General features: G+C 60.5%; 26 protein-coding genes and 1 tRNA gene. 21 read left to right on the forward strand and 6 right to left on the reverse strand.

Features of this window, described 5'->3' with window-relative positions; genetic code table 11:
- Positions 1–40 precede the first annotated feature (40 nt).
- From CRO46_RS00670 to CRO46_RS00695, 6 genes are all read left to right on the forward strand, one after another.
- The gene (locus tag CRO46_RS00670; protein WP_097104022.1) at positions 41–1,078 is read left to right on the forward strand and encodes a cysteine synthase A; all 1,038 of its coding nucleotides are present in this window, start codon (positions 41–43) and stop codon (positions 1,076–1,078) included.
- The gene (locus CRO46_RS00675) at positions 1,075–1,809 is read left to right on the forward strand and encodes an alanyl-tRNA editing protein (RefSeq protein WP_097104024.1); all 735 of its coding nucleotides are present in this window, start codon (positions 1,075–1,077) and stop codon (positions 1,807–1,809) included. The genes CRO46_RS00670 and CRO46_RS00675 overlap by 4 nt, the downstream gene beginning before the upstream one ends.
- A 226-nt stretch (positions 1,810–2,035) precedes the next feature.
- Positions 2,036–2,446: a hypothetical protein gene (locus tag CRO46_RS00680; protein ID WP_143438909.1), complete on the forward strand. Its 411-nt coding sequence runs from the start codon at positions 2,036–2,038 to the stop codon at positions 2,444–2,446.
- A gap of 174 nt (positions 2,447–2,620) precedes the next feature.
- Entirely contained in the window at positions 2,621–3,484 is an 864-nt protein-coding gene (gene sseA / locus CRO46_RS00685; protein WP_097104027.1) for a 3-mercaptopyruvate sulfurtransferase, read from the forward strand.
- Between the two features lies 1 nt (position 3,485).
- A complete protein-coding gene (locus CRO46_RS00690) occupies positions 3,486–4,067 on the forward strand; it encodes a GNAT family N-acetyltransferase (RefSeq protein ID WP_097104029.1) in 582 nt (193 codons plus the stop codon).
- Positions 4,068–4,136: 69 nt separating this feature from the next.
- Positions 4,137–4,616 (forward strand): DUF1203 domain-containing protein, encoded by a 480-nt coding sequence (locus tag CRO46_RS00695; RefSeq protein WP_244577732.1) that lies wholly within the window; start codon positions 4,137–4,139, stop codon positions 4,614–4,616.
- A gap of 96 nt (positions 4,617–4,712) precedes the next feature.
- Here the strand turns inward: CRO46_RS00695 and ald are convergent, their stop codons facing one another.
- Positions 4,713–5,831, reverse strand: a complete 1,119-nt coding sequence (gene ald / locus CRO46_RS00700) for an alanine dehydrogenase (protein ID WP_097104031.1) — start codon at positions 5,829–5,831, stop codon at positions 4,713–4,715.
- 166 nt (positions 5,832–5,997) lie between these two features.
- Here ald and CRO46_RS00705 point away from each other — a divergent pair, with 166 nt between their 5' ends.
- Positions 5,998–6,462, forward strand: coding sequence for an Lrp/AsnC family transcriptional regulator (locus CRO46_RS00705; RefSeq protein ID WP_097104033.1), 465 nt, complete (start codon positions 5,998–6,000; stop codon positions 6,460–6,462).
- A 6-nt stretch (positions 6,463–6,468) separates the two neighbouring features.
- Complete coding sequence (locus CRO46_RS00710; RefSeq protein WP_280176259.1) at positions 6,469–6,867, forward strand: SIP domain-containing protein; 399 nt, start codon at positions 6,469–6,471, stop codon at positions 6,865–6,867.
- Between the two features lie 116 nt (positions 6,868–6,983).
- Here CRO46_RS00710 and CRO46_RS00715 read toward each other — a convergent pair whose 3' ends face one another.
- The gene (locus CRO46_RS00715) at positions 6,984–7,346 is read right to left on the reverse strand and encodes a PRC-barrel domain-containing protein (RefSeq protein ID WP_097104037.1); all 363 of its coding nucleotides are present in this window, start codon (positions 7,344–7,346) and stop codon (positions 6,984–6,986) included.
- A 280-nt stretch (positions 7,347–7,626) separates the two neighbouring features.
- On the opposite strand from CRO46_RS00715, the gene CRO46_RS00720 reads away from it, so the two are divergent.
- Positions 7,627–7,992, forward strand: coding sequence for a hypothetical protein (locus CRO46_RS00720; RefSeq protein WP_097104039.1), 366 nt, complete (start codon positions 7,627–7,629; stop codon positions 7,990–7,992).
- 105 nt (positions 7,993–8,097) lie between these two features.
- Here CRO46_RS00720 and CRO46_RS00725 read toward each other — a convergent pair whose 3' ends face one another.
- Positions 8,098–8,394, reverse strand: coding sequence for an HlyU family transcriptional regulator (locus tag CRO46_RS00725; protein WP_097104041.1), 297 nt, complete (start codon positions 8,392–8,394; stop codon positions 8,098–8,100).
- A gap of 218 nt (positions 8,395–8,612) precedes the next feature.
- Between CRO46_RS00725 and CRO46_RS00730 the strand changes: the two genes are divergently transcribed.
- The 4 genes from CRO46_RS00730 to CRO46_RS00745 all read left to right on the forward strand — a co-directional run bounded on the left by CRO46_RS00730 (position 8,613) and on the right by CRO46_RS00745 (position 13,463).
- On the forward strand, positions 8,613–10,604 hold the full coding sequence (locus CRO46_RS00730; protein ID WP_179758898.1) for a bifunctional 2',3'-cyclic-nucleotide 2'-phosphodiesterase/3'-nucleotidase: 1,992 nt from the start codon (positions 8,613–8,615) through the stop codon (positions 10,602–10,604).
- A 165-nt stretch (positions 10,605–10,769) separates the two neighbouring features.
- A complete protein-coding gene (locus CRO46_RS00735; protein ID WP_179758899.1) occupies positions 10,770–11,087 on the forward strand; it encodes a PilZ domain-containing protein in 318 nt (105 codons plus the stop codon).
- Positions 11,088–12,030: 943 nt separating this feature from the next.
- On the forward strand, positions 12,031–12,348 hold the full coding sequence (locus CRO46_RS00740; protein ID WP_097104046.1) for a PilZ domain-containing protein: 318 nt from the start codon (positions 12,031–12,033) through the stop codon (positions 12,346–12,348).
- A 125-nt stretch (positions 12,349–12,473) separates the two neighbouring features.
- On the forward strand, positions 12,474–13,463 hold the full coding sequence (locus tag CRO46_RS00745) for an alpha/beta hydrolase (protein WP_244577733.1): 990 nt from the start codon (positions 12,474–12,476) through the stop codon (positions 13,461–13,463).
- Positions 13,464–13,486: 23 nt separating this feature from the next.
- On the opposite strand, the gene ilvA is transcribed toward CRO46_RS00745, so the two are convergent.
- Positions 13,487–14,761 carry a threonine ammonia-lyase IlvA gene (gene ilvA / locus CRO46_RS00750; protein WP_097104049.1) on the reverse strand — a complete coding sequence of 425 codons (1,275 nt, stop codon included), beginning with the start codon at positions 14,759–14,761 and terminating at the stop codon, positions 13,487–13,489.
- Positions 14,762–14,825: 64 nt separating this feature from the next.
- Here ilvA and CRO46_RS00755 point away from each other — a divergent pair, with 64 nt between their 5' ends.
- Together CRO46_RS00755 and CRO46_RS00760 are read left to right on the forward strand one after the other, a co-directional pair.
- Entirely contained in the window at positions 14,826–16,280 is a 1,455-nt protein-coding gene (locus tag CRO46_RS00755) for a TrkH family potassium uptake protein (RefSeq protein WP_179758900.1), read from the forward strand.
- Positions 16,281–16,366: 86 nt separating this feature from the next.
- Positions 16,367–17,869, forward strand: a complete 1,503-nt coding sequence (locus CRO46_RS00760; RefSeq protein WP_097104051.1) for a methyl-accepting chemotaxis protein — start codon at positions 16,367–16,369, stop codon at positions 17,867–17,869.
- 45 nt (positions 17,870–17,914) lie between these two features.
- Here the strand turns inward: CRO46_RS00760 and CRO46_RS00765 are convergent.
- Together CRO46_RS00765 and wrbA are read right to left on the reverse strand one after the other, a co-directional pair.
- Positions 17,915–18,001: transfer RNA gene (locus tag CRO46_RS00765), tRNA-Leu, on the reverse strand.
- Positions 18,002–18,129: 128 nt separating this feature from the next.
- Entirely contained in the window at positions 18,130–18,729 is a 600-nt protein-coding gene (wrbA, locus tag CRO46_RS00770) for an NAD(P)H:quinone oxidoreductase type IV (RefSeq protein WP_097106368.1), read from the reverse strand.
- Between the two features lie 189 nt (positions 18,730–18,918).
- Here wrbA and CRO46_RS00775 point away from each other — a divergent pair, with 189 nt between their 5' ends.
- The 6 genes from CRO46_RS00775 (at position 18,919) to CRO46_RS00800 (ending at position 24,468) form a co-directional block, all read left to right on the forward strand.
- The gene (locus CRO46_RS00775; protein ID WP_097104052.1) at positions 18,919–19,680 is read left to right on the forward strand and encodes a competence/damage-inducible protein A; all 762 of its coding nucleotides are present in this window, start codon (positions 18,919–18,921) and stop codon (positions 19,678–19,680) included.
- A gap of 83 nt (positions 19,681–19,763) precedes the next feature.
- Positions 19,764–20,606 (forward strand): universal stress protein, encoded by an 843-nt coding sequence (locus CRO46_RS00780; protein ID WP_097104054.1) that lies wholly within the window; start codon positions 19,764–19,766, stop codon positions 20,604–20,606.
- Between the two features lie 256 nt (positions 20,607–20,862).
- On the forward strand, positions 20,863–21,360 hold the full coding sequence (gene gpt, locus CRO46_RS00785; protein ID WP_097104056.1) for a xanthine phosphoribosyltransferase: 498 nt from the start codon (positions 20,863–20,865) through the stop codon (positions 21,358–21,360).
- Positions 21,361–21,665: 305 nt separating this feature from the next.
- Positions 21,666–22,001: a hypothetical protein gene (locus CRO46_RS00790; protein ID WP_143438910.1), complete on the forward strand. Its 336-nt coding sequence runs from the start codon at positions 21,666–21,668 to the stop codon at positions 21,999–22,001.
- Entirely contained in the window at positions 21,998–23,701 is a 1,704-nt protein-coding gene (locus CRO46_RS00795) for a methyl-accepting chemotaxis protein (protein ID WP_097104060.1), read from the forward strand. The genes CRO46_RS00790 and CRO46_RS00795 overlap by 4 nt, the downstream gene beginning before the upstream one ends.
- A gap of 266 nt (positions 23,702–23,967) precedes the next feature.
- Entirely contained in the window at positions 23,968–24,468 is a 501-nt protein-coding gene (locus CRO46_RS00800; protein WP_179758901.1) for an NUDIX hydrolase, read from the forward strand.
- Positions 24,469–24,982 lie beyond the last annotated feature (514 nt).

The following is a 24,982-nucleotide window of genomic DNA, read 5'->3' on the forward strand; positions in this document are numbered from 1 at the left end:
CAGCCAGCCCGTGCACCCGCAGACATTAACAGGAAAAACCATGCCAGCCATCAGCTCTGTTCTCGACGCCATCGGCAACACGCCACTCATTCGCCTCAATGCCGCGTCGGAAGCCACGGGCTGCACCATTCTGGGCAAGGCGGAGTTTCTCAATCCCGGCCAGTCGGTCAAGGATCGGGCTGCGCTCGAGATCATCCGCGACGCTGAAGCCAAGGGTTTGCTGCGTCCGGGCGGAACAATCGTCGAAGGAACGGCAGGCAACACCGGCATCGGCCTCGCCATGGTGGCGCGCGCGCTTGGCTACAAGACCGTCATCGTGATCCCGGAAACCCAGAGCCAGGAAAAGAAGGACGCCCTGCGCCTGCTCGGCGCCGAACTGGTCGAGGTTCCGGCCGCCCCGTACCGCAATCCCAACAATTATGTCCGGCTGTCCGGGCGTCTTGCCGAGCAGATTGCCAAGACCGATCCACGAGGCGCCATCTGGGCCAACCAGTTCGACAATGTCGCCAACCGCCAGGCCCATGTGAAGACCACGGCGCCGGAAATCTGGCACGACACTGACGGCAAGGTCGATGGCTTCATCTGCGCCGTGGGTTCGGGCGGAACGCTTGCCGGCGTCGCAGAAGGCCTGCGCGGCCGGACCAAGTCGGTCAAGATCGGTCTCGCCGATCCCGATGGTGCAGCACTTCACAATTTCTACACCAATGGCGAGATGAAATCGTCAGGTGGATCGATCACCGAAGGCATCGGCCAGGGCCGTATCACCGCCAACCTCGAAGGCTTCACGCCCGACATGTCGTTCAACATCCCCGATTCGGAAGCCATCCCGCTGGTGTTTGAGCTTCTCGAAAACGAAGGCCTTTGCCTTGGCGGTTCCTCCGGCATCAATGTCGCCGGCGCCATCCGCATGGCCCGGGAGATGGGGCCCGGCCACACCATCGTGACCATCCTGTGCGATTACGGCAACCGCTACCAGTCCAAGCTGTTCAACCCCGAATTCTTGCGGTCGAAGGATCTGCCGGTACCCGAATGGCTGAATCGCACCAGCGACCTTTCTGTCCCCTTTACCAATGAATGAGTTCCATGACTGCTCTCTTCCTCGAAGACGCTTATCTCTCCACCGCTGAGGCCCATGTCACCGGAGTGCGGGAGGATGGCGGCATTCTGCTTGACCAGACCTGCTTCTATGCAACCTCCGGCGGCCAGCCCGGTGACACCGGCTTCCTCGAGCGCGAGAATGGTGACAGGATCCAGATCGCCGGCACCGTCACTGGCGAGACCAAGGCCGAGATCATCCTTGTCCCTGCACCCGGCCAGGCTGTCCCTGCCGTCGGTGAGAAACTGGTTCAGCACATCGACTGGGACCGGCGCTACCGGCTGATGCGCATGCACACTGCCTGCCATCTGCTTTCCGTCGTCTGTCCTTACCCGATCACCGGTGCCGCGGTCAGCGAGACCGACAGCCGCATCGATTTCGACATGACCGACACTATCGACAAGGCCGAGATCACCGCGAAGCTGATGGAACTGGTCAATGCCAACCATCCGGTGCACAGGAAATGGATCTCGGAGGAGGATCTCAACGCCAACCCCGAACTGGTAAAGTCCAAGAACGTGCGGCCGCCGCGTGGCCAGGGTCAGATCCGACTGGTCTGCATCGGTGAAGACTCGTCCGTCGACAGCCAGCCCTGTGGCGGCACCCATGTCGGCGAGACCGCCGAAGTCGGCGAGATCCACATCGGCAAGATCGAGAAGAAGGGCAAGGAAAACCGCCGCTTCCGCATTCGCTTCGGCCCGCTTCCGGCCTGATCTCGGTCTCTCCAGACATCACCGCACACCGTCGTCGCGCTTCCCTGCCCGGTGCAGCGCTCCAATCGGTGGCAATGCCTACAGTTTTAACGGTGCATTTGAGACCTCGTTAAATCGATCAGCGTAAAACACGTGATAACTCGCGGGCATGCTAGAGCCGCGGGCACAGAGCAACGCCGTGATCGAAGTCTTTCGGGCTTCTCACCGAACATCGAAAAGCGACACCATGAATTCCATTCAAGCAAGATCCTATCCGATCTCTGCAATGGTTCCGAGCCTGATGCCTGCGCAGCCTGCTGGCGGCAGCACCAAAACACCTTCGCCGAAGACCGACACGGTCGTCCCCACTGACGCTGCACCACAGCTGTCTGCACGGGTCAGCACCTTTCTGACAAGCGATGCAACGATGGAAACCAGCGGCCGCCGCCCGAAAGGCACACCACCCGAGGGTGGAACGGCTTCGGCTGGTGAAGCTCCACGGCAGAACGAAACATCCAGCGAAAGCACATCTGCCTTGCTGCAGCTGAAAACCGACAACGACGCTGGCAGCAATAACAGTGCCGGGGAATCCGGGCCGCAACACGCTCCGATTGTGTTCGACGACGCCAGGACCTACTATCCGACATCGATGTACTGACGCGCCGCACACTGAAACCCAACGGGCCGGTCATCGGCCCGTTTTTATTTGCCCGATATAGTTTTGTATGACCCGGCCACCGCATTGCCGCAGCTGACGGCAATCGCATAACATGCGCCCGGAACACTCGCGCCACGACACTACGACCCGTGCCCTTCATTTGAGGATAATTTCATGACCGCTGCGCCAGAGCAAAGCCCATTCGTCGTCTCGTTTGACTGGCTCAAGAGCCGGATCGGTGAGCCGGGTCTCAAGATCGTCGACGCATCATGGTATCTCCCGGCACAAAACCGAGACGCTGCGGCCGAGTTTGCCGCCGCGCGGATTCCGGGTGCCGTCTTCTTCGATCAGGACAGCATCGTCGACAAGACTTCGAATTTGCCGCACACAATTCCCAATCCGTCTGATTTCGCCCGGGCTGCCGGCGCGCTCGGTCTGTCTGAAACCGACACCATCGTCGTCTATGACGGCCCAGGCATGTTTACCGCGCCCCGGGTCTGGTGGCTGCTGCGCCTGTTCGGTGCCGGCAACACCTTTGTCCTCGATGGCGGCTTTGACAGCTGGAAACAGCAGGGCCTGCCGGTGGAGACAACCGAACCGGCAGAGCCGCATCAGGCTCAGTTCACCGCCGCAAGCAACCCGAGCGCAGTCACCAGCTTTGCGCAGATGCGCTCGATCGTCGACACCGGCTCTTCGCAGATTGCCGACGCGCGTGGCCCGGGCCGCTTTACAGGCGCCGAGGCCGAACCCCGCGCCGGCATGCGTTCGGGCCACATGCCCGGTGCACGCAATGTCCCTTTCCCCATCCTGTCGGACGGCGGCAAGCTCAAACCGATCCCGGAATTGCGTGAGGCACTCGAATCCTCCGGTCTCGACCTCGACAAACCGGTGGTGACAACCTGTGGTTCGGGCGTGACCGCAGCGGTGATCACGCTTGCGCTGCAGTCGGTCGGGCACTGCGACAACACGCTTTACGATGGGTCATGGTCGGAATGGGGCGGCCGCGAGGACACGCCCGTCGCCACCGGAGAGCCATGAGATGACAAAGGCTGCAAAACCGAAGTCACTCAAGGCCACGGTCACACATCTGGAAATGAAGCGGCGGCCGCGCGCCACCACACCGCTGCCGGTCAATCTGCACGCGACGCTGATGAAAGCGACCGGCATACCGCTGCACTTCTATCGCTACCTGCAATGGCAGGTCGGCCGCGAATGGCACTGGGTCGCGCGGTTGCGTCTGACCGACGAAAAACTCTCCGAGATCGTCCACGCCAAGAGCACACGCATTTACGTTCTCAGCGTCGAGGGCGCACCGGCCGGCTTTTTCGAACTCAGCGATCGTGAAGACGGAACAGTAGAACTCGTCTATTTCGGCCTGATGAAACATGTGCGCAGACGCGGGCTGGGCGAATGGATGCTGGGCCAGGCGCTGAGCACAGCCTGGTCGAGCACGCCGGGCCGCGTCATTGTTTCGACCAATACGCTGGACCACCCCGCAGCCTTGCCGCTTTACCAGAAGATGGGATTCGAGCCGATGAGCCAGAACGGAGCGATAATCCGACCGCTGGCGGATGAGGAAATCCTCGCCATGGTGAAATCGGAAAATCAAAGCAGCGGCTGAAATCGGGTGGCGCCCGGTACATGGCCGCGGCAAGACCTCGTGTGATACCAGCTACCATGCGAGGAACCGATGACTTTCATATTCGAACCGATGGATGAAGCCACGGCTGAGCGGCTGCGAACCGGCGGCGGCGACTGCTATGGCAATCCGCCCGAACACCGGATTTCCGATGGAGCCGGCCTGCCCTGCCGCCGCTGCATGTGCATGATCGGCAAGGACGAGCCCTATCTGGTCGCCGCCTGGCGCCCGTTCCGCCGGTTGCACGCCTATACCGAAACCGGCCCGGTGTTCCTCCATGCAGAGATTTGCAGCCCAGCCCAAGCCGGCAACGGCGCCTTGCCGGAGTTTCTCGCAAGCCCGGATTACATCCTGCGCGGCTATGACGGCGACGAACGCATCGTCTACGGGACCGGCGGCGTCACTGCCCGTGACGCGATCCCCGCTCGCATCGGCGAACTGCTCGCCCGACCCGATGTCCAGGCCGTGCATATCCGCTCGTCGCGCAACAATTGCTACCATTGCAGAGTTGTCCGCTCCGGGGAAAACTGAGCTCTTGCGGCCAACAGAAAGCCCGCCCGCAGGATGAAATGCGGACGGGCCGGAGACGTGGAGGAGCCCACGACACGCAGTTTCGTCGAGCGCTGATCAGGCGACCTTGAGCACCTGATCCAGATCGGCCAGCTCATAACCCAGCGCGTCGGCGACCGGGCGGTTGGTAATGCGGCCCTTGTGGACATTGAGGCCTGCACGCAGGTGGCGGTCTTCGGCAATCGCCTTGAGCCCCTTGTCGGCCAGCATCAGCCCGTAATGGAGGGTCGCGTTGTTGAGCGCGTGGGCCGAGGTGATCGGCACGGCGCCGGGCATGTTGGCAACGCAATAATGGATCACACCATCGACTTCATAGGTAGGCTCGGCATGGGTTGTGGCGTGGCTGGTTTCGAAGCAGCCGCCCTGGTCGATGGCGACATCTACAATCACAGAGTTCTTCTTCATGCCCGAGAGCATGTCGCGGGTGACCAGCTTCGGCGCGGCAGCACCCGGGATCAGCACGGCGCCGACCACGACATCGGCGGAGAAGACTTCCTCTTCCAGCGCCTCGATGGTTGAGTAACGGGTGTGCACCCTGCCGTTGAAGATATCATCGAGCTGGCGCAGACGTGGCAGCGATCGGTCGAGAATGGTCACGTCAGCTCCCAGACCCACGGCCATTTTGGCCGAGTTGAGTCCGACAACGCCGCCGCCGATCACGGTAACCTTGGCCGGCAGCACGCCGGGAACGCCGCCGAGCAGGATGCCGCGGCCGCCATTGGCCTTCTGCAGCGAGGTGGCGCCGGCCTGGATCGCCAGGCGGCCGGCCACTTCCGACATCGGCGCCAGCAACGGCAGGCCGCCGCGGTCATCAGTCACAGTCTCGTAGGCGACGGCAGTGCAGCCCGATGCCAGCAGGCCCTTGGTCTGCTCCGGGTCCGGAGCCAGGTGCAGATAGGTGTAGAGCAACTGGCCATCGCGCAACTGCGCCCACTCCGACGGCTGCGGCTCCTTGACCTTGACCACCATGTCCGACCGCTCGAAGACTTCCTTGGCACTGCCGACGACAGTGGCCCCGGCGGCCTGGTAGGCTGCATCGTCTTCGCCGATGCCCATGCCAGCCTTGGTTTCGACGATGACCTCGTGGCCATGTGCCACATATTCACGCACGGCGCCTGGTGTCAGTCCGACGCGGTACTCATGGTTCTTGATTTCCTTGGGGCAGCCTACGCGCATAGATGTCTCCTCCGAGCCTGGGCTGACGCTGCAAGCGTCAAATCCGGTTTCAATGCGGCCCATTGAAACATTGGCGCCATGAAATGTCCTTGCAATCTAACCTTGTTCGGATCACAGCTTTCGAATAAAATTGCGCAACTTCACTCGCTATTCGGATATTCTTGCTATGGCTGAGCTAGATACACTTGATATCGCCATTTTGAAGACGCTTCAAAACGAGGGGCGAATCTCCAACGCAGCCCTGGCGGAACGCGTCGGCCTGTCCGCGTCCGCCTGTTCACGACGGCTCGATATTCTCGAAAAATCCGATGTCATCAAGGGCTACCACGCCCGGCTGTCGCACAAGGCGCTGGATTACCGGATGATCGCCATTGTTCACATTTCTCTGTCGGGCCAGTTCGCCAAAACCCTCTCCGAATTCGAGACTGCGGTCAAACTCTGCCCCAATGTCCTGGTCTGCTATCTGATGAGTGGCGAGTACGACTATATCCTGCGCGTTGCCGCGCGCGATCTGGAGGACTATGAACGCATTCACCGGGACTGGCTGTCGGCCCTGCCTCATGTGGTCAAGATCAACTCGAGCTTTGCGCTACGCGAGATCATCGACCGGCCCAATGTCGGCCTCGATTGATACCTGCTGGTCGCAGACATGACCGCGCTGCCTGCGCTCTCGGGCAATCATGAACTGATGCCGCAAACGGCGCGCGGGACAGCCGTCATCGAGGTCATGGACGAAGCCGACATTCAGGATCTGCAAAAGCCGCCGCAGCTCAAGATCGATTGGGTGGTCAATTCACAGCCCGGACACAACAGCGATCCATTGGTCGAAAGGGTCAGGAGCCTGCACTGGCAAGTTGGAAATCCACCAGTCTGGGCGGCATGCGAGTTTTCAAGCATGCGCAAAATTCGCAACTATTTCCGCGGCGAGCGCGGGCTCGACCGCGCCAACCTAAATATTTCCAGCTACTGGAAGGTTGTCAGCAATGAAGAAAACCACAAGATCGCCAAGCGCGACGATGCCACCGCCGCGGCATGACACTGCTCTGCAGACGAGCATCACCAAATTGACCACAACGAAACCGGCCGCCGGCGACTGCGGCGGCCGTATTTGTGGTCATGACGCTAGCCAGTCGATGCCAGCAGGCCAGACGGTCAACGCCAGTAGGGAGGCTGGCCATAATGTGCATAAAGGTCTTCCTGCGTCCTCGGAGACCAGTCGTAATCGTTGCCGCGCTGGTACTTGGGCGCGCCCTCCACCTGTTCCTTGGTGATATCGGCCTGGTAGCCGCCTAGGCCTTCGTCATATTTAAGCTTCTCCCAGGGCAGCGGATAATGGTCGTCGCCGATCCCGAAGAAGCCGCCGAAACTCAGAACAGCGTAGGACACCTTGCCGCCACGCTTTTCGATCATCACTTTTTCGATGGAACCGATATGGTTGCCGTTGCGGTCATAGACTTCGGTGCCGGCAACCTTGTCACTGCCAATCAGCGCAGCGCTCTCCTTTGTCATGCTCATTTCGTTCTCCTCAACAAGTTGGACAATTCAAGCATTCAGCCGGGGAATCTCCCGGGTCAGCCGTTCCTGCGGGGGTGAAAAGGAACGACTGCGAGATCAACGTTTTGGCTGAAAAGCGGTTCCGGACAGATATGGGGTGATTTCACGACAATCATGCCGCAATTCCGCTGCATTCGGACTGCCCGCCCCGCTCCGCCGCCTTGCGAGGCTCTCGCTGACTGGTGCCCTCGGGCGATAAGTGTCATCATCGGGATGACCGTCAAATTGGAGGGGAAAGGTCATGAAGGCAATATCATTCGGATCCGCAGCAGCCCTGTTCCTGCTGCTCACCAGCGGTGCGCTGGCCGGTACTGGCGCTGACGGCGTCTTCACCATTTACAACGACACCGAGAACAACGTTGTGTCCGGATTCTATACAAGTGAGGACAATGGCGACAGCTGGAGCGCCAACTGGCTTTCCATTCAGGTGCGCCCCGGCGAAGCCGCTGAGGCCCGTTTCCACGCCAATACGGGCCCCTGCGAACAGGTGCTGCAGGTCGGTTGGGTCGGCGAAGACGGAAGCGAAGTGCTCGACGAGCCGATCAGTATCGACATCTGCGAAGCCAGCAATGTCTATCTCGAGGACAACGACATCAGCTACGACTGAGGCCGGGCTGCTCAAAAAGCCGAAACATGCGGGACCACCGGTTTCGCCGCGTTCCTGCCGCGGCATGACCGCAAGACCCTGCTGGCCCGCTACTGGCGGGAAGTTCTACTTGAACAAGGCGTCGCCCTGCTCTTCGATGATCTGGCGCGCCTTGCGCAAGGCCATGGTTTCGACTTCCTCTCTGTTTGCGGAAATGTCGGCGCGGATGAACTTGTGCTCCCTGGCAGCGTCCCCCTCACCCTTGACGATACGTCCGGCCAGGCGCCATTGCCCGCCCTCGGCAATCGGCTCGGCGTAGATCAGGTAATCCTTGTAGCGGTCGGGCGCATTGGCCGCCTGCGGTGGCCTGGATCCGGAACCGCCGCCGAACAAATTGCGAATGCTGTCCATAATGCCTGCCATTCCATGCTCCTTGCTGCCGCACACAATCGGTTTTTGCCGTTCGCCCGTCTTTCAAATTCCCGCCGCGGGTGCCGCTGAATTCTGTTGCACAAGTGTCATGCCGGGATCACACTCGTAATTTAGGGCTTGCCGCCGGGCGTGACGGAAAGCCCGGATGCAGATGCGTGCCGATGCACCCGCCATGCATCCTTTCTAGGTCAACTGCAGGGAGAAAGTCCATGAAAGACCAACGCATTTCCGACATGCTTCATCCGATCTCGCGGCGTTCCTTGCTGGGTGGGCTCGCAGCCACCAGCGCGCTCGTCATGGTCCATCCCTTCACCGCCAGGGCCAATGCCAACCAGGCGCATTTGCGGATCATGGAAACCACCGACCTGCATGTGCACGTCTTTGCCTATGACTATTACGGCGACAAGCCCAACGATACCATGGGACTGGCACGCACAGCCTCAATCATTGACCAGATCCGTTCCGAAGCGCAGAATTCCATTCTGCTCGACAATGGTGATTTCCTTCAGGGCAACCCGATGGGTGACTACATCGCCTATGAGCGCGGCATGAAGGAAGGCGACATGCATCCGATCATCTCGGCAATGAACGTGCTCGGCTATGATGGCGGAACCCTGGGCAATCACGAGTTCAACTACGGCCTCGACTTCCTGTTCAAGGTCATTTCCGGCGCCAACTTCCCGATGGTTTGCGCCAATCTCGCCAAGGGATCCCTCGCCGAGAACCCGCGCGATGATGATCTCTTTCTCGAGCCCTACATGATCCTCGACCGGACCATCAAGGATGGCGCCGGCCAGGAACACCAGATCAGGATCGGCCTGATCGGCTTCGTCCCGCCGCAGATCATGACCTGGGACGCCCGTCACCTGACCGGAAATGCCGCCACGCGCGACATCGTCAAGGCCGCCGAAGCCTGGGTGCCGCAGATGCGCGAAGAAGGCGCCGACATCGTCATTGCGCTTTCGCACTCCGGCATCGGCCAGGAGCAATGGGCCGAAAACCTCGAGAATGCCTCGGTGCCGCTTGCCGCCGTTCCCGGCATCGACGCCATCGTCACCGGCCACAGTCATCTCGATTTTCCCGGACCCAGGTTCGACGGCGTTGCCGGCGTCGACAACGCCAAGGGTACCATCTCCGGCAAGCCCGGCGTCATGGGCGGTTTCTGGGGCTCCCATCTCGGCCTGATCGACCTGATGCTCGAGCGCGATGGCAGCAGCTGGAAGATCGTCGGTCACAGCTCCGAAGCCCGGCCGATCTACGAACGCGTCGACAGAAAGGTCAATGCGCTTGTTGCCGATACCCCGGAAGTGCTCGCAGCAGCCCAGGCGGATCATGAGGCAACGCTCGCCTATGTCCGCACAGCCGTCGGCAAGACCTCGGCGCCACTGCATTCCTATTTCGCGCTCGTCGCCGATGATCCCTCGGTTCAGATCGTGAGCAAGGCCCAGACCTGGTACGTCACCGAGATGCTCAAGGACACGGAGTGGAAGGACCTGCCGGTGCTCTCGGCAGCCGCCCCATTCAAGGCCGGAGGACGCGGAGGCGCGGATTATTACACCGATGTTCCCGCCGGCGACATCGCCATCAAGAACGTCGCCGATCTCTATCTCTACCCCAATACCGTCCAGGCAGTGGTGATCAACGGCGCCCAGGTCAAGGAGTGGCTGGAAATGTCTGCCGGGATCTTCAACCAGATCGAACCCGGCGCCACCGATGCCGAATTGATCAATGGCGAATTTCCGTCCTACAATTTTGATGTCATCGACGGCGTAACCTACGAGGTCGACCTCACCCAACCGGCCAGATATACACCCAAAGGGGAACTGCAGAACCCCGATTCCAGCCGCATTCAGAACCTCAGCTTCAGCGGCCAACCTGTTGATCCCGAGAAGAAATTTGTGGTCGCAACCAACAATTACCGTGGCGGCGGCGGCGGCAATTTCCCCGACATCGGACCCGACAAGGTGGTCTTCCAGGCCCCCGACACCAACCGCGATGTCATCGTCCGCTACATCATCGATCAGGGCACCATCAATCCTTCTGCCGACGGCAACTGGCGCTTTGCAGCCATGGACGGCGCGACCGTGTTGTTCTCCACCGGACCCAAGGCCACGGCCTTTGTTGACGACGTCAAGGGCGTCTCGATCGAAACAGCCGGCGAAGGCGCGGATGGTTTCGCGCTCTATCGCATCACGCTGTAGCATTGCGGCGCGCTCTCATGCTCCCCGACGCACGCGCGGGGAGCATGAAGATAACGGCCTTGCAATATCCAGCAACGTGAGGCCATGCCGCTATCATTCGACCTTAGCAATTTGATTACCGCTGAATGCGAGACTGCACGGCAGCAAGCCAGGGGAGTAATCGCGATGACGGGATCGACCAGCCGCGCCATCAAGCGGGACAGGACCAGAGTAAGGGCAAAGATTGACTGCATGGGGCAGAAGACCACCGGAGCGGTGGTTGACCTGTCGCAGCAGGGAATCTGCCTCCAGATCGATGGCCGCATCCCGATGGCGCGCGGCGACAAGATCCATGTCGAGACCGAAGAGATGGGTCTGCTGATCGGCACCATTCGCTGGATGCGGGGTAGCCGCATCGGGGCGGCACTGGTGCTTACCTCCAACAACCGCGCCAAGGTCGAGAGCTACTACAAGATGTTTCTCGACAACCGCCAGCCAGCATAGATCCGGTTTCCGGTCAGGTTGCCGTTACCCCTCGATGCAGGTCGAGTGCACCTGGTCGCCGCGGCTTCTGCTCGACCTGGCTCAGGCGATCTCAAGTACATGCGAACCGGTAGAGGGCTCGACCTGGACCGGCAGGCGTCCCGGTGAAAAGCCGATCGTCCCTTGCCCCTGCCTCAAACCACGGGAAAGGAATTAAACCTTGCACACGGATAGCTGGCACCGTCGCATGACCAAAAAAACAGACTGGGCGAACGGACATGAAGAATTTCACCGGGCGGGCACACCCAGGGGATAAAACCCGGATGCGGGCCAGGATCGACTGCAAGGGCCACAAGACACCCGATACGTTCTCGATCTTTCAAAGCTCGGCGCTGACCTTTACTTATCGCACGTCATTCCGGTTGCCTACGGAGACGAAATTCACTGCACCACCGAAGAAATGGGTCATCTCACCGGCACCGTCCGCTGGAGCAAAAGCCCGCGGGTCGGCGTGTCTCTGCTGCTGTCTTCCAACACCGTGGCCAAGGTCGCGAGCTGTTACAAGACGCTCGCGGATTTCAAGTCACCGGGCTGACGACCCGGCTCGCCTGATGGGTTCCGGACGCCTGACAGCCACCGTGTGGCGCGCCGCCTTCCCCAACGCGCTGCGTCAGGAGTTACCTTTTCCCTGACGCGATCCCTGGCCGCCACTCACGACGGCCTGTAGCCGATGGCGGCGCCCAACAAAGACCATCCGAGTTGCCGCCCGCTGTTGCGAAAGCCACGCAAAGACTGGCGTCTTCCCCTGCGTGCATACCGGAACGAATCCGCACCTCCTCACTATCTTCCGCGTACCGCTTGGAGCGAGCTTACCCGGCCGGACACAGCCACGCCATGCTGCATTATCAAATTGATAACCCGGCCATGATAGATTTCACCTGCCATATTTTGGGGGCTTCACATCATGAGTGACAGACCAACACGAATGGACCCGCGCGACGCAACCGAATTGCGGGCGGTCATCACCTGCATGGGCCGAAAAACCCATGCGACGATCATCGATATTTCGATGGGCGGCATGTGTATCTATCTAAACTCCCACATACCCATTTCTCCGGAAGAAGAGATCGAGATCAAGACTGAAGAAATGGGGTACCTTACTGGCACGGTGCGCTGGTTCCGGAGGCCGCGGCTTGGTGTACAGCTTGACATGTCATCAAACACCGCAGCGAAGGTGCAGAGCTATTACAAGAAATACATCAAGCACTACCTGATGGCTTGAAGCCCGGTTGTGCGGCTGCCCGACCCCGCGGCAGACCGAAAGCCATTGCACGTCCAGTCTCTCTGCTCCACTGTTGGCCCGGTCGGTGACCGGCCGCAACCGACAGCCATGCGAGAGGAACGCGAATGATGGTGAAATCCGCTCTGGGAGCACGAATGGCCTTGTACGTGACAGGATTCCTGGTTTTGGCCGGCCTTGTTGCATTTCTGCTTGGTCCACGTCCCGCTTCCGATGTGACGGTAAACTACGACGAACGCTTCCTGCCCGATGATCTCGACGCGTACCTCGCGCAATCCGAAGCCGCCTTCGGCGATCTCCGCCCCGCCAATCAACGCCAGATCGTCTGGGCCTACCCCGCATCCCGCGCCCGCACACCCCTTGCCATCATCTATGTGCACGGTTTCTCCGCCGGACCCGGCGAGCTGCGCCCCCTGCCAGATCTCGTCGCTCGAAAGCTCGGCGCCAATATCTACTACGCCCGCCTCAGGGGCCACGGACGCAGCGGCGATGCCATGCGCGACGGTTCGGTTCATGCCTGGGTCAATGATTTTGCAGAAGCCGTTGCCATTGGCCGCCGGTTGGGCGAGCGCGTCATCGTCATGGCAACTTCGACGGGCGCATCGCTCGCCACCTGGGCCGCCACCCAACCGGAGCTGATGCGCAATGTGGCAGGCCTGGTGCAGTTTTCACCCAATTACGGCCTTCAGGCCACAGGCTCCTTCTTGCTGTCCATGCCATGGGCGAAACAGATGGTGCAGCTGGTCATCGGCGAGCGGCGTTCATTCGAACCGGCAAACGACTTGCACGCACAACACTGGACATCAGAGTATCCAAGCCTCGCTCTTCTGCCGATGGCGTCCATGGTCAAGCTTGCTGACGCCGCCGACGCACGGAAAATCGAGATCCCGTCACTGTTTGTCTATTCTCCCCTCGACCGGGTTATTCGCCCGGATCTGGTCAAGGCGAAAGCCGCCGCCTGGGGCGCCCCGGCCAGGATCATCGAAGTCCTTGATGCGGACGATCCCAACCACCATGTCATCGCCGGCGAAGCGCTTTCGCCCTCCACCACCGAGAGGCTGGCGGCGGAAACCGCTGACTGGATCGCCGCTCTGTAACGGAAACATCTCAAACCGGTAACTCAAATGATCAGGTTGGCGATGATCTCGTTGTCGGTGATGTCTTCATAACTCAGCCCCGCCAGGTCGAAGGCTTCGATCAACCGGACAAAATTCTCCGGTGAGCTGGTCTCGATCCCGATCAGGATGGAACCGAAGTTCCGTGCGGATTTCTTCAGGTATTCAAACCTGGCAATGTCGTCTTCGGGGCCGAGCAGGTTGAGCAGATCCTTCAGCGCGCCCGGCCGCTGCGGCAGGCGCAGGATGAAATATTTCTTGGTCCCGGCATAGCGCATCGCCCGTTCCTTGACGTCAGGCAAGCGCTCGAAATCGAAATTTCCGCCTGAGACGACGGCGACCACCGTCTTGTCCCTTATGTCGTCTGCAGTGAGCCTTTCCAGCGCCGAGATCGACAACGCACCGGCGGGCTCAAGCACGATGCCTTCGGTGTTGAGGATCCGAGTCATGGTCAGGCAGATGGCGTTCTCGGGCACCGTCATCACCTGACCGGCCCGGAACCGGCGCAGGATCTCGAAATTGCGTGCACCGATTTCAGCCACCGCCGCACCGTCGACGAAATTGTCGATCTTCGGGAGTTTCACCCGGTGACCCGCTTCAAGGCTCGCCTTGAGGCTCGGCGCACCCGCAGGCTCCACCATTAGAAACCGGCCGGGGTCGATTTGACCTTCGAAATAGCGCGTCGTTCCTGCTGACAGCCCGCCGCCGCCGACCGGCAGCACCACCAGTTCAGGCGTCTCACCTTCCGGCAGTTGTGCGGCGATCTCCGCGCCGACACTCGCCTGTCCCTCGATGATATCGTCATGGTCGAACGGCGGCGCCATCAGTGCGCCTTCGGCGGCGGCGAACGCGCGCGCCGCATCATAGCAGGCGTCGAAAAAATCCCCTGTGAGCCGGATTTCGATGAACTCGCCGCCAAACACCCGGGTCTTGTCGATCTTTTGCTGCGGCGTCGTCACCGGCATGAAGACAACACCCTTGCGGCCGAAATGCCGGCAGACATAGGCAAATCCCTGGGCGTGGTTCCCCGCGGACGCACAGACAAACAGGTTCTGTTGCGGATTTGCCTGCAAGGCCTTGCGGATGAAATTGAACGCGCCACGGATCTTGTAGGACCGCACCGGCGACAGATCCTCGCGCTTGAGCCAGATCCGCGCTCCGAACCGCGCCGACAGGTGATCATTAAGCTGCAACGGCGTTGCCGGGAACAACGCGCGCATCTCCTCCAGTGAACGGTCGACAGAACTGCGGAAATCAGCCGGAGATTGTTTTTCGGTCATCTCGGGTATATGCCACGCGTAGCTGCCGGTTGCCAACCAGATCCGGCTTTCAAGAGGACTTGGCGTGCACGGCCACACGATTCGATCTGCGGTGTTCATCGCCTCGGTTGCCGGCCTATACATTGCGGTCGCCATGCTCGCGCCTGCGGCCCTCGACTACTATTACGGCAATCCGGACTGGCAGGTGTTTGCCGTGTCCTCTTTTGTGGTCGGCACCGTCTGCCTCGCCGCGGCAGCTGCCAATCGTGGCATCAACGCGCCGTTCTCCAGGCGCCTGGGCTTCCTGGTCGTCAACCTGCTGTGGATCACGCTATCTGTCACAGGCGCCATTCCGTTCTACTTGGCATCGCTCGGGCTCGACATGGCCGACGCACTGTTTGAATCCGTGTCCGCGGTCACCACGACCGGCGCAACGGTCATTGCCGGTCTCGATTCGGCGCCGCCCGGCTTGTTGCTGTGGCGCTCGCTGCTGCAATGGATTGGCGGCATCGGCATCGTTGCTCTGGGACTGTTGGTGCTTCCCTACCTCAAGGTCGGCGGTTTTACCGTGTTCAAGATGGAATCCTCAGACACGTCGGAGAAACCGTTCGAACGCTTCGCAGTCTTCGTGCGCGCCTTCTTCGCCATCTATATAGGGCTGACCATTATCTGCGCCATTTTCTACCGCGTGTTCGGGATGACCGATTTCGATGCGCTGAACCACGCCATGACTACCATGGCGACAGGGGGCTTCTCCACCCATGACGCCTCCTTCGGTGCATTCCAATCGCCTGCCCTGATCTGGACAGCAACGATTTTCATGTCGATTGCCGGCCTGCCCTTCTCGGTGCTGATCCTGTTCGTCGTACGGGGACGCTGGGATGCATTGCGCGATCCGCAGATCTATGCCTATGGCAGCATTCTTTTGGTGCTTTCCGTGTTGATCGCGCTCAGCCTGCGCCTGACCCAGGGCGAAGTCTTCGGCGTCGCCCTCACCCATGCCACCTTCAACGTCGTCTCCGTGGTCACCACCACCGGATATGCCAGTACTGACTACACGCTGTGGGGGCCGCTGGCCGTTGCCGTTCTGTTCATGGCCACATTCCTCGGCGGCTGTTCCGGTTCGACCTCTGGCGGTATCAAGACCTACCGACTGGTCATCATCGCCAGTTCGGTCCGTACCGGCTTGATGCGGCTGATCTACCCCAACAGCGTCCGCCCGGTTCGCTACGGTTCGATCGCCGTCGAACCGGACATGCAGCGAACGGTGTTTCTTTTCGTCTGCGCCTATGTCGGAATCTGGGTTCTGGGTACGGTCGCGCTGGCAGCTACCGGACTCGACATCGAGACGGCGATTTCTGGCTCGATTACCGCGCTCGCAAATGTCGGTCCCGGTATCGGACCGATTATCGGACCGGCAGGCAACTTCAGTTCGCTCGGCGATCCGGCCAAGATAATACTTGTATCTCTGATGTTGCTTGGGCGGCTCGAAATATTGGCGGTTCTGGTCTTGCTGCTGCCCGCGTTCTGGCGCGACTGATCCCGCCCGCAGTTTCGAACATTGCTAAATTATACATCGGTTAACCAAACCCTGCTTTTCTTCCCTGAACCGGAGGGTACAAACGAATGCACGCTTTGCAGGTAACTTTCGCAGAGGAAAAGGAACTCAGATCGATAATCGGGTCGGGTCCTCTGACCGAAACATCATCTCCCGGCGAAGACGACGCGCGCCTCATCCATGCCATGACCGTGATCGGCTCCCAGGTCGGTGAGCTCTCCGTCAACATTGCCGACACCAGCGGCATGGTCAGCGACGTCTCCGGCTCGATGTCACGGCAGGCCGACGAGTTTCACGCACTCACCCGCGACATCTCTATGATTGCCCGCTCGAACCAGACCGTGGCGGAAGCCTCGCGCGGCGCAATCGAATCGGCCAAGGCCACCAAGACGGGCCTCGACTCGACCACCCATAGCGTCAACTGCATTCTTGGCAACGCTGTCTCCGACATACAGTCTATGGCCGCCAATGCCACCGAGATCAGCGGTGTTCTCAATTCCGTTTCCGGGCAAATCAAGGAGATCCACTCGTTCTCCGAATCCATTCAGGGGATTGCCACCCAGACCCAGCTGCTGGCTGTCAATGCGGGCATCATGGCGGCCCATGCCGGGGAAGCCGGCCGTGGCTTTGCGGTCGTTGCCGACGCCGTCAAGCAGCTGGCCGACAAGACCGGTACGGTCTCGCGCGACATCGTCTCCCGGCTGGAGGCCCTGCGCACAATCGTCGACAAGCTGCAAAAACAGAATGCCGACAACGAAATGGTGGCAACCGCCGCGCATCAGCGCTCGACCGAGATCGATGTCGAGTTGCAGAAGTTCACCGGCTTCAGCCAGACCGTGGCCGGCATGATCAGCGAGATAGAGCGGATCAGCGATCCGGTCGAGGAAACCACAAGAGCCTGTTCAACGGTTCTCGCCAAGGTGTCCGACCTTGACAAACAGGTCCACTCCAGTGCCGACATGTTGATTTCCGCCAGCGCAAAGATCGACCGGCTGGTGTCCTTCTCGGAAAACGTCATCGGTGAAGTGGCCCAGAGCGGCGTCGAGACCGAGGACACTCCGATCATCCGCCACTGCATCGCCGGGGCCAAGAAAGTCAGCGCGCTCTTCGAGGAGGCAGTCAATTCCGGCGCCGTCTCGCTCAGTGACCTGTTTGACGAAAACTACACGCCCATCGCCGGAACCGATCCGCTTCAGCACATGACTCGGTTCACAAGGCACACAGACCGCCTGCTGCCGCCAATCCAGGAAGCCATGCTCGATGTCGATCCGCGGGTGACATTCTGTGCCGCAATTGATCGCAACGGCTATCTGCCGACCCACAACAAGATCTACTCGCAGCCACAGAGCTCCGATCCGGTCTGGAATGCCGGAAATTGCCGCAATCGCCGCATCTTCAATGACCGCACCGGTCTCGCCGCCGGCCGCAATACCAAGCCGTTCCTGCTGCAGACCTACCGGCGTGACATGGGCGGCGGCAATTTCACCCTGATGAAGGACCTCTCGGCCCCGATCGTCGTCAACGGGCGCCACTGGGGCGGCCTGCGCATCGGCTTCAAGATCAACCCCTGAGACCCGCGCTGCATCATCACGCAGGCGATTTCAGCTTGAAGACGGTGGTGCGGACGACGGGAATCGAACCCGTACAGCCTCGCGGCCGAGGGATTTTAAGTCCCTTGCGTCTACCAGTTTCGCCACGTCCGCACGTGGCCTAGTCGGTACAAGACGATCAGGTTGCAGGCAAGAGTTGTCATGTAGATTGGCAAAAACAAACCGCGTCCGGCAGTAGGAGCCAGACGCGGCTGATATGCTTGCAAGATAGCCGGTGATCGTCAGGCAGCAATCTTGGCGGCGATTTCCGCCACCCGCTTGCCCTGGAACTCGGCACCTTCGAGTTCCTGCTCCGACGGCATCCGCGAGCCGTCGCCATTGCTGGTGGTGGTCATGCCGTAGGGCGAACCGCCGCGCACGACATCATTGCCCATCTGGTCCTGGTAGGCGTAGGACAATGGCACGATGATCATGCCGTGATGCTGCAGCGCCACCTGCGTGTTGATGATTGCCATCTCCGCGCCGCCATGCTGCGTGGCAGTCGAGACCATCACCGAGCCTACCTTGTTGATCAGCTTACCTTCCGCCCACAGCGGCCCGGTCTGGTCGAGGAAATTCTTCAACTGCGACGCCATCATGCCGTAGCGGGTCGAAACGCCGAAGATGATCGCGTCGTAATCCGCCAGTTCCAGCGGCTCGGCAATGGCGGCCTCCTGGTCAAGCTTGTAATGGGCGGCTTTCGCAACTTCTTCCGGCACCAGCTCGGGCACCCGTTTGATGGTCACATCGGCTCCCGCCGCAGCAGCCCCCCTGGCCGCAGCCTGCACCATCGCTTCCATATGGCCCCAACTCGAATAATAGAGCACAAGTACTTTCGCCATCGTCATATCCTTTTCCGTGTTCGCCACCTCGGCGGTTTCGGCACCACAGATAGACATTTTATCGTTCACAATAAGCGGGCAAAATAAGCACGGATTGTTCACAAATCTGGCATTGTCAGCGGGTGCTTCTCCCTTGCACGCAAGCCCGCGGAAGGTCTATGCAGAACCGCTTGGCAAAGGAGAGTGAGCATGAGCGAAAGCCGCACAGTAACCGCTGCAGCGCTTGCCATCGGCGATGAATTGCTTTCGGGCCGCACCCGGGACAGGAACATCGGCCATCTCGCCGAGTTGTTGACCGCAGCCGGCATCGATCTCGAGGAAGTGCGCATTGTCCCAGATGATCAGGAGCGTATCGTCGAGGCGCTGAATGCGCTCAGGGCGCGCTATGATTACGTGTTCACTTCCGGCGGTATCGGCCCCACCCATGACGACATCACCGCAGATGCGGTCGCAGCAGCTTTTGGCGTGGCCTGCTCCCATGATGCTGACGCGCTTGCCCTGCTCGACGCGCATTACGCCGAACGCGGCATGGAATTTACCGAGGCGCGGCGCCGCATGGCGCGCATGCCGGTGGGCAGCCGCCACATCGACAACCCTGTCAGCAAGGCGCCGGGTTTCGTGATCGGCAATGTCCATGTCATGGCCGGCGTTCCATCGGTGTTTCAGGCCATGCTCGACAACGTCCTGCCGACATTGAACACCGGCGTGAAGATGCACTCGGAGAAAGTCAGCTGCCCTTATGGCGAAGGCGACATCGGCGATCCGCTGAGCGCCATTGCGGAGGCCCATCCCACGGTCAATATCGGCTCCTACCCGCGTTTTTCAGGCGACAGGTTTTCCACCGAGATCGTCATCCGTGGCCGCGACCAGGCCGCCATCGCCGCGGCCAGGCGCGATGTCGAGGCGATGCTCTCAAGCACCGGATCGAGGCTCGCCCCCAAGGCTGTTTGATACGGATCAAGGCGGTCACGCCGCGCGTTGTGCATGGTAGGATCCAGACATTCGCCCCTGCGCCCCGCAAAGGAGACCATCCCATGACATACCACACGATCCTCGCTGTCTATGCAACGCTGGCCGACGTGGCGCCGGTGACATCGGCCATTGCCGGGTTTGCCGCGGGCAAGGAGGTGCACCTCATCGGCTGCCATGGCGAACCTTCGCAATTTGTCGTGCTTTCCGCCCCCATCGATGTGCCTGACGCGACCACAATCGCGGCTCTCTACGAACAGGCCGACCTGCGCATGCGCGAAGTCGGTGATGCCTTCAACAAGGCCTGTGAGGCCGAGGGCCTGTCGCATGAATGGCGGCCGGTCCGCTCTCCCGGCGGCGACAGCGCCGTGTCTGCCCTTGCCAGTGCGCGCTCGGCCGATCTTGTCGTGGTCCGCCAGCCCGACCGCACCGCCAACGAAGATATGGCGACCAACATCGAGGCGCTGCTGTTTGAAGGCGGCCGTCCAGTGCTGTTTCTTCCCTCCGACGGCAAGCTGGCCACGCCGGTCAGGCGGATCCTCATAGCCTGGGACGGCTCGCGCGAAGCGGCCCGCGCCACCCATGATGCGCTGCCACTGCTCAAGGCGGCGGAAGCGGTTGAAGTTGTCGTGGTCGATCCCGACAAGCTGCCCGACATCGACGCGCCGCTTGCCGGCACCGATATCGCCAGTTGCCTGTCGCGCCACGGCGTTCATGCCAATGTCACAACCGTGTCCAGAGGCGATGGCACGACGGCCGAAGCGATATCCGCGCAGGTCACGGCCAGCAATGCCGACCTCGTCGTCATGGGTGCCTACACACACCAGCGACTGAGGGAATGGCTCTTCGGCGGCGTCACCCGCGCCTTTGTCGAGAGCTCTCCGGTACCAGTGCTGATGTCACGCTGACGCCGGCGGCTGTTATTGCGGTTGATCTGCATGAACATTCCCGCCATTGCATCGCGCCCGGCGGTCGCCTCACCCGACGTCTGCACATTCATGCAGGTGGCGCGCCGGGTGGACGGGATCGGCGGCGAAGAATGCAGGCAGCGGCGATACGGACTTGACCGGTGGCTTGCGTTCCGCCACCGATTCCGGCTATTTGCGGCGCTTACCCTGCAAACAGCGGCCATCGGGGCTGCCTGCACATTCAAGGAAACCAGCCATGTCCCTTCCAGACAAAGCCTTTCCGGTCTCGTGGGACCAGTTTCACCGTGATGCGCGAGCGCTTGCCTGGAGATTGAGCGGCAGCGGACAGGTCTGGAACTCGATTGTCTGCATCACCCGTGGCGGACTGGTTCCTGCCGCCATTATCTCGCGTGAGCTCGGCATCCGTCGCATCGACACCGTTTCGGTCGCCTCCTACCATGACTATTCCAATCAGGGCGAGATGAAGGTTCTCAAGGAAATCAACTCCGAGATCCTGGAGACGGAAGGCGAAGGCGTGCTTATCGTCGATGATCTGACCGACACCGGCAAGACAGCGGCCATTGTCCGCGCCATGCTGCCAAAGGCTCATTTTGCCACCGTATATGCCAAGCCGAAGGGCCGGCCTCTGGTCGATACTTTTGTCACCGAAGTGAGCCAGGATACCTGGATCTATTTCCCCTGGGATATGGGCTTCGCCTATGTCGAACCGATCGCCAAGGATACCAAGGGCTGAGCCAAAAACGGTGTGATTTGGGGTCGTCCGCCGGCGATCGGCCGGCAGACGGGCGGCATTTGCAACACTGCCCGGCTTTCCCCAAAAAACTGCCATCCGAGGCTTGCCCTGCCCCGAACAGGCGCAAGGACCTGGACACGCGAACTCAAGTCCTTGCTCTCGATCTCAGCACGCCGTTAACTCTCTTTATATACATTTGTTGGATTATGCCGGGTCAGAATTGATGATCCGGCTGGAATGATTTCAGCCTTTAAGAGCCTTCTCAAAGGCATGCATCGCGGCCCAAGGGCGTATCATCCACCATCATGCAGCCATCGACGCCGCCACCTGGAAAGTTGTTCAGGCAATGCCGCATAGTCGGCATCAACCTTGCCGTGATCGGCCTCGTGTTGTCGGCAGCGGCCATTACGCCCCGAAACGGCCAGGCTCTGGTGATCGTGCCACCATGGAGCGAGCCGTCACGGGTGGTCGATGTCATTTCCCAGGCAGGCGGATCCGTCATCAACGGCACTGACGCGCCCTATGCGGCCATCGCTCATTCCGACGAACCCGGTTTTGCTTTCCGCCTGTTCAGTTCCGGCGCCATGCTGGTTCTCGATGGCAGTCTCGCTTTCTTTTGCAGGAGTACACCTACGCCATGAATTACATGATTTCGCTCCGCACCCGCGCAGCCATCGCAATCATCTCGCTGCTGTGGATCAACGTCGGCATGATGGCCCTGAGGTTCTTGTGGGGCATGGAGGCGGATCCCATCATCGTTCTGGGTGGCGGCACCGCCATCGCCGGCGCTGCGACGCTGACCTGGTGGAACGACCGCACCGGCACGGCAACGCAGATCTCCACGGCCTTGGCCCATGCGGCAAGCGTCGCGCTTCTGGTCTATTCGTTTTCCGGTTCTCCCTATCAAATCGATATGCATATGTACTTCTTCGCCAGTCTGGCGATCTGCGCGGCCTGGGTGAACTGGCAACCGATTCTGGCATTCGCCGGCCTCACGGCCGTGCATCACCTGGTGTTGTTCTTCCTGATTCCCGCAGCGGTGTTTCCAGGTACTTCCGATTTTGGCCGGGTTGTGCTGCATGCGGTCATCCTTATCCTCGAAGCCGGTGCGCTCGTGGCTTTGGGCCATTCGCTGGCCAGAGCCTTTGCCCAGAACGATGAAGCGATGATTGAGACCCGTGCGGCCAATGAGCAGGCGAGCGAAATGTCTCGCAAGGCCGAGGAGGCCCGGCAACAAAACATCGAAGACGCGAAGCGCCGCGAAGCCGAGCGCGCTGCCGATACGGCGCGTCTGCAATTCGCCATGGAATCGCTTGGCAGCGGCCTTCGCAAGCTTGCGGAAGGAGATCTACGCGTTCGACTGACCGACGAGTTCGACGAGACGTTGGAAGTTCTCAGGGGTGATTTCAACACATCAATGGAATCACTTGAGCAACTGGTTGCCGAACTTGGCGGCTCTGCGCGTCAGATGTGCGAAGCTTCAAACACCGTATGCACAGATGCCGAGCGGATTTCAAAACGAACCGAGCAGCAGGCCGTCTCGCTGGAAGAAACCGCAGCCGCCATCGGCCGGATCACAGAAAACGTCCAGACCGCCTCAAAGCGGGCTGGCGAAGCAGGACGTCTGGTCGACGAAGCGACAAAAAACGCCTCAATCTCGGCCTCCATCGTCTCCAATGCAGTCAACGCCATGACCGAGATTGAAGCGTCATCGCGTCAGATCGGCCAGATCATCACCGTGATCGACGAAATCGCGTTCCAGACCAACCTTCTGGCGCTTAACGCCGGTGTTGAAGCCGCCCGCGCTGGCGAAGCCGGCAAGGGCTTTGCGGTTGTAGCCCAGGAGGTGCGCGAACTGGCCCAACGCTCGGCCAGCGCAGCCAAGGAAATCAATGCGCTGATCGACACCTCGTCGACCCAGGTGAGCAGCGGCGTGGCACTGGTCAACCAGACCGGCGAAGCGCTCCGCTCCATCGGCGAGCAGGTCCGGGAAATCAACGATTATATCGCCAAGATCGTCGAAACCGCCCGCGAGCAGGCCACAGACATTTCCGAAATCAATTCCGCCGTGGTCAACATGGACCAGACGACCCAGCAAAACACCGCGCTGATGACCGACACGACCAGATCGATCCGCGGCCTTGCCGAGGAAGCGGATGGGCTTGTTGCCAAGCTGGCGGTCTTCAACGTCAGCGAACGCGCCGCGTCGCGCCCTGCCCCGGCCGCTCGGGCCAGGCCGGCGGCCGCAGCACCGGCACCCGCGCCCCAGCCTCAGCGCCCGGCACGTCACGCAGGCGGAGGAGCAGCGGTCGCCGTCGCACAGGGGTGGGACGAGTTCTGATCTCTCCGGGCCGGTTTGCGGCCAATGGTTTCGGTCAGTCTTGGTTTGCACATTTGTTGCACTATGTTGGGGACCCGGCCCGCGCCGTGTCCCCATTTGCTCACCGGCGCCGCACGCCCCTGCCCGACATGGCCAAAGCAGGTGCCGCAGCCGGGTGTTCCACAGGCTGTCGTATCCTGCAGTGCCGGGAACGGCCTTGCATCCGCGGTTTGGAAGAAAATCGGCCACAATCGGGTAACAAGATGAGAACAGGTGAATCAGCAGACATGACAGCATTTGACAGGCTCAAGGCGATCCTGGACCTGTTTAGGCAGACCGGCGAGCCGCACCGAAAACTCAAGAAAAAATCCAAGCGGCAATCCGCAGCGGCAATTTTCCGAGGTACAGGCGAAGATTGCGAATTGTTGCTCATCACCAGCCGGGATACCGGTCGCTGGATCGTGCCCAAGGGCTGGATCGAAGATGATGAGGACGGCGCCGCGGCCGCAATCCGCGAGACCTGGGAAGAAGCCGGCTTGATCGGCGAAGCCCTGCCAGGCGGCCCGATCGGGCACTACCGCTACATCAAGCACAGGGCACGCCGCCGCGATGCCTTGTGTGATGTCGATGTCTATCTTCTCCGGCTGCTCGAAGAATGCGACCGCTGGCCCGAGTGCGATGAACGGCGGCGCAAATGGTTCCCGGTCGCCACTGCAATTGGCCTTGTCGACGAAGAAGGATTGAAGGACGTCATCCGCGAGGCCTTCCTCTACGTCAAGGCTGCCTGAGTTTCTACCTCGGCAAGCAACACCGCGTTCTCTCCTTTTCGCCAAGAGCTCCGATGAAGCAAATATCGGAGCACAACCATCGCGGCTGGCGCAGGTCGATAGCGATACTTGACCTCTAGGCATGTATCTGCTCCCTCCAGTCATTTTCCTAAAGCTCTGATTATGCGTTGCTCCTGTCAGGATTGAGTCGGCGCTTCGTCCGAAGCAGTTTGTCCGCGACGATTGCTTGGCGTTTCTACGAACAACGACGCGAGCTGACAAATAAGCGATTGTCCTCGTTTTCCACAGTGCTTTTCCACTAGATATGGTGTGCAAGAATCTGCCACCGACAACCCCTTGACGCATCCACACGAGTCGCTGCTTATAGGACAGACGTTGCGGCGGCGGCGCGACTGGGGTGTTCAGAGGCCAGTCAAATCTCGACATTTTGCGTTTCACAGCATCTTTCCCCGTGGAAAACACGGTGGTTTGAGGGGCTTGCCTTGATGCGGAAAAATGACGGCGATCTGCCATA

The sequence above is a fragment of the Parahoeflea halophila genome, from assembly GCF_900220985.1.
GTDB lineage: Bacteria > Pseudomonadota > Alphaproteobacteria > Rhizobiales > Rhizobiaceae > Hoeflea > Hoeflea halophila.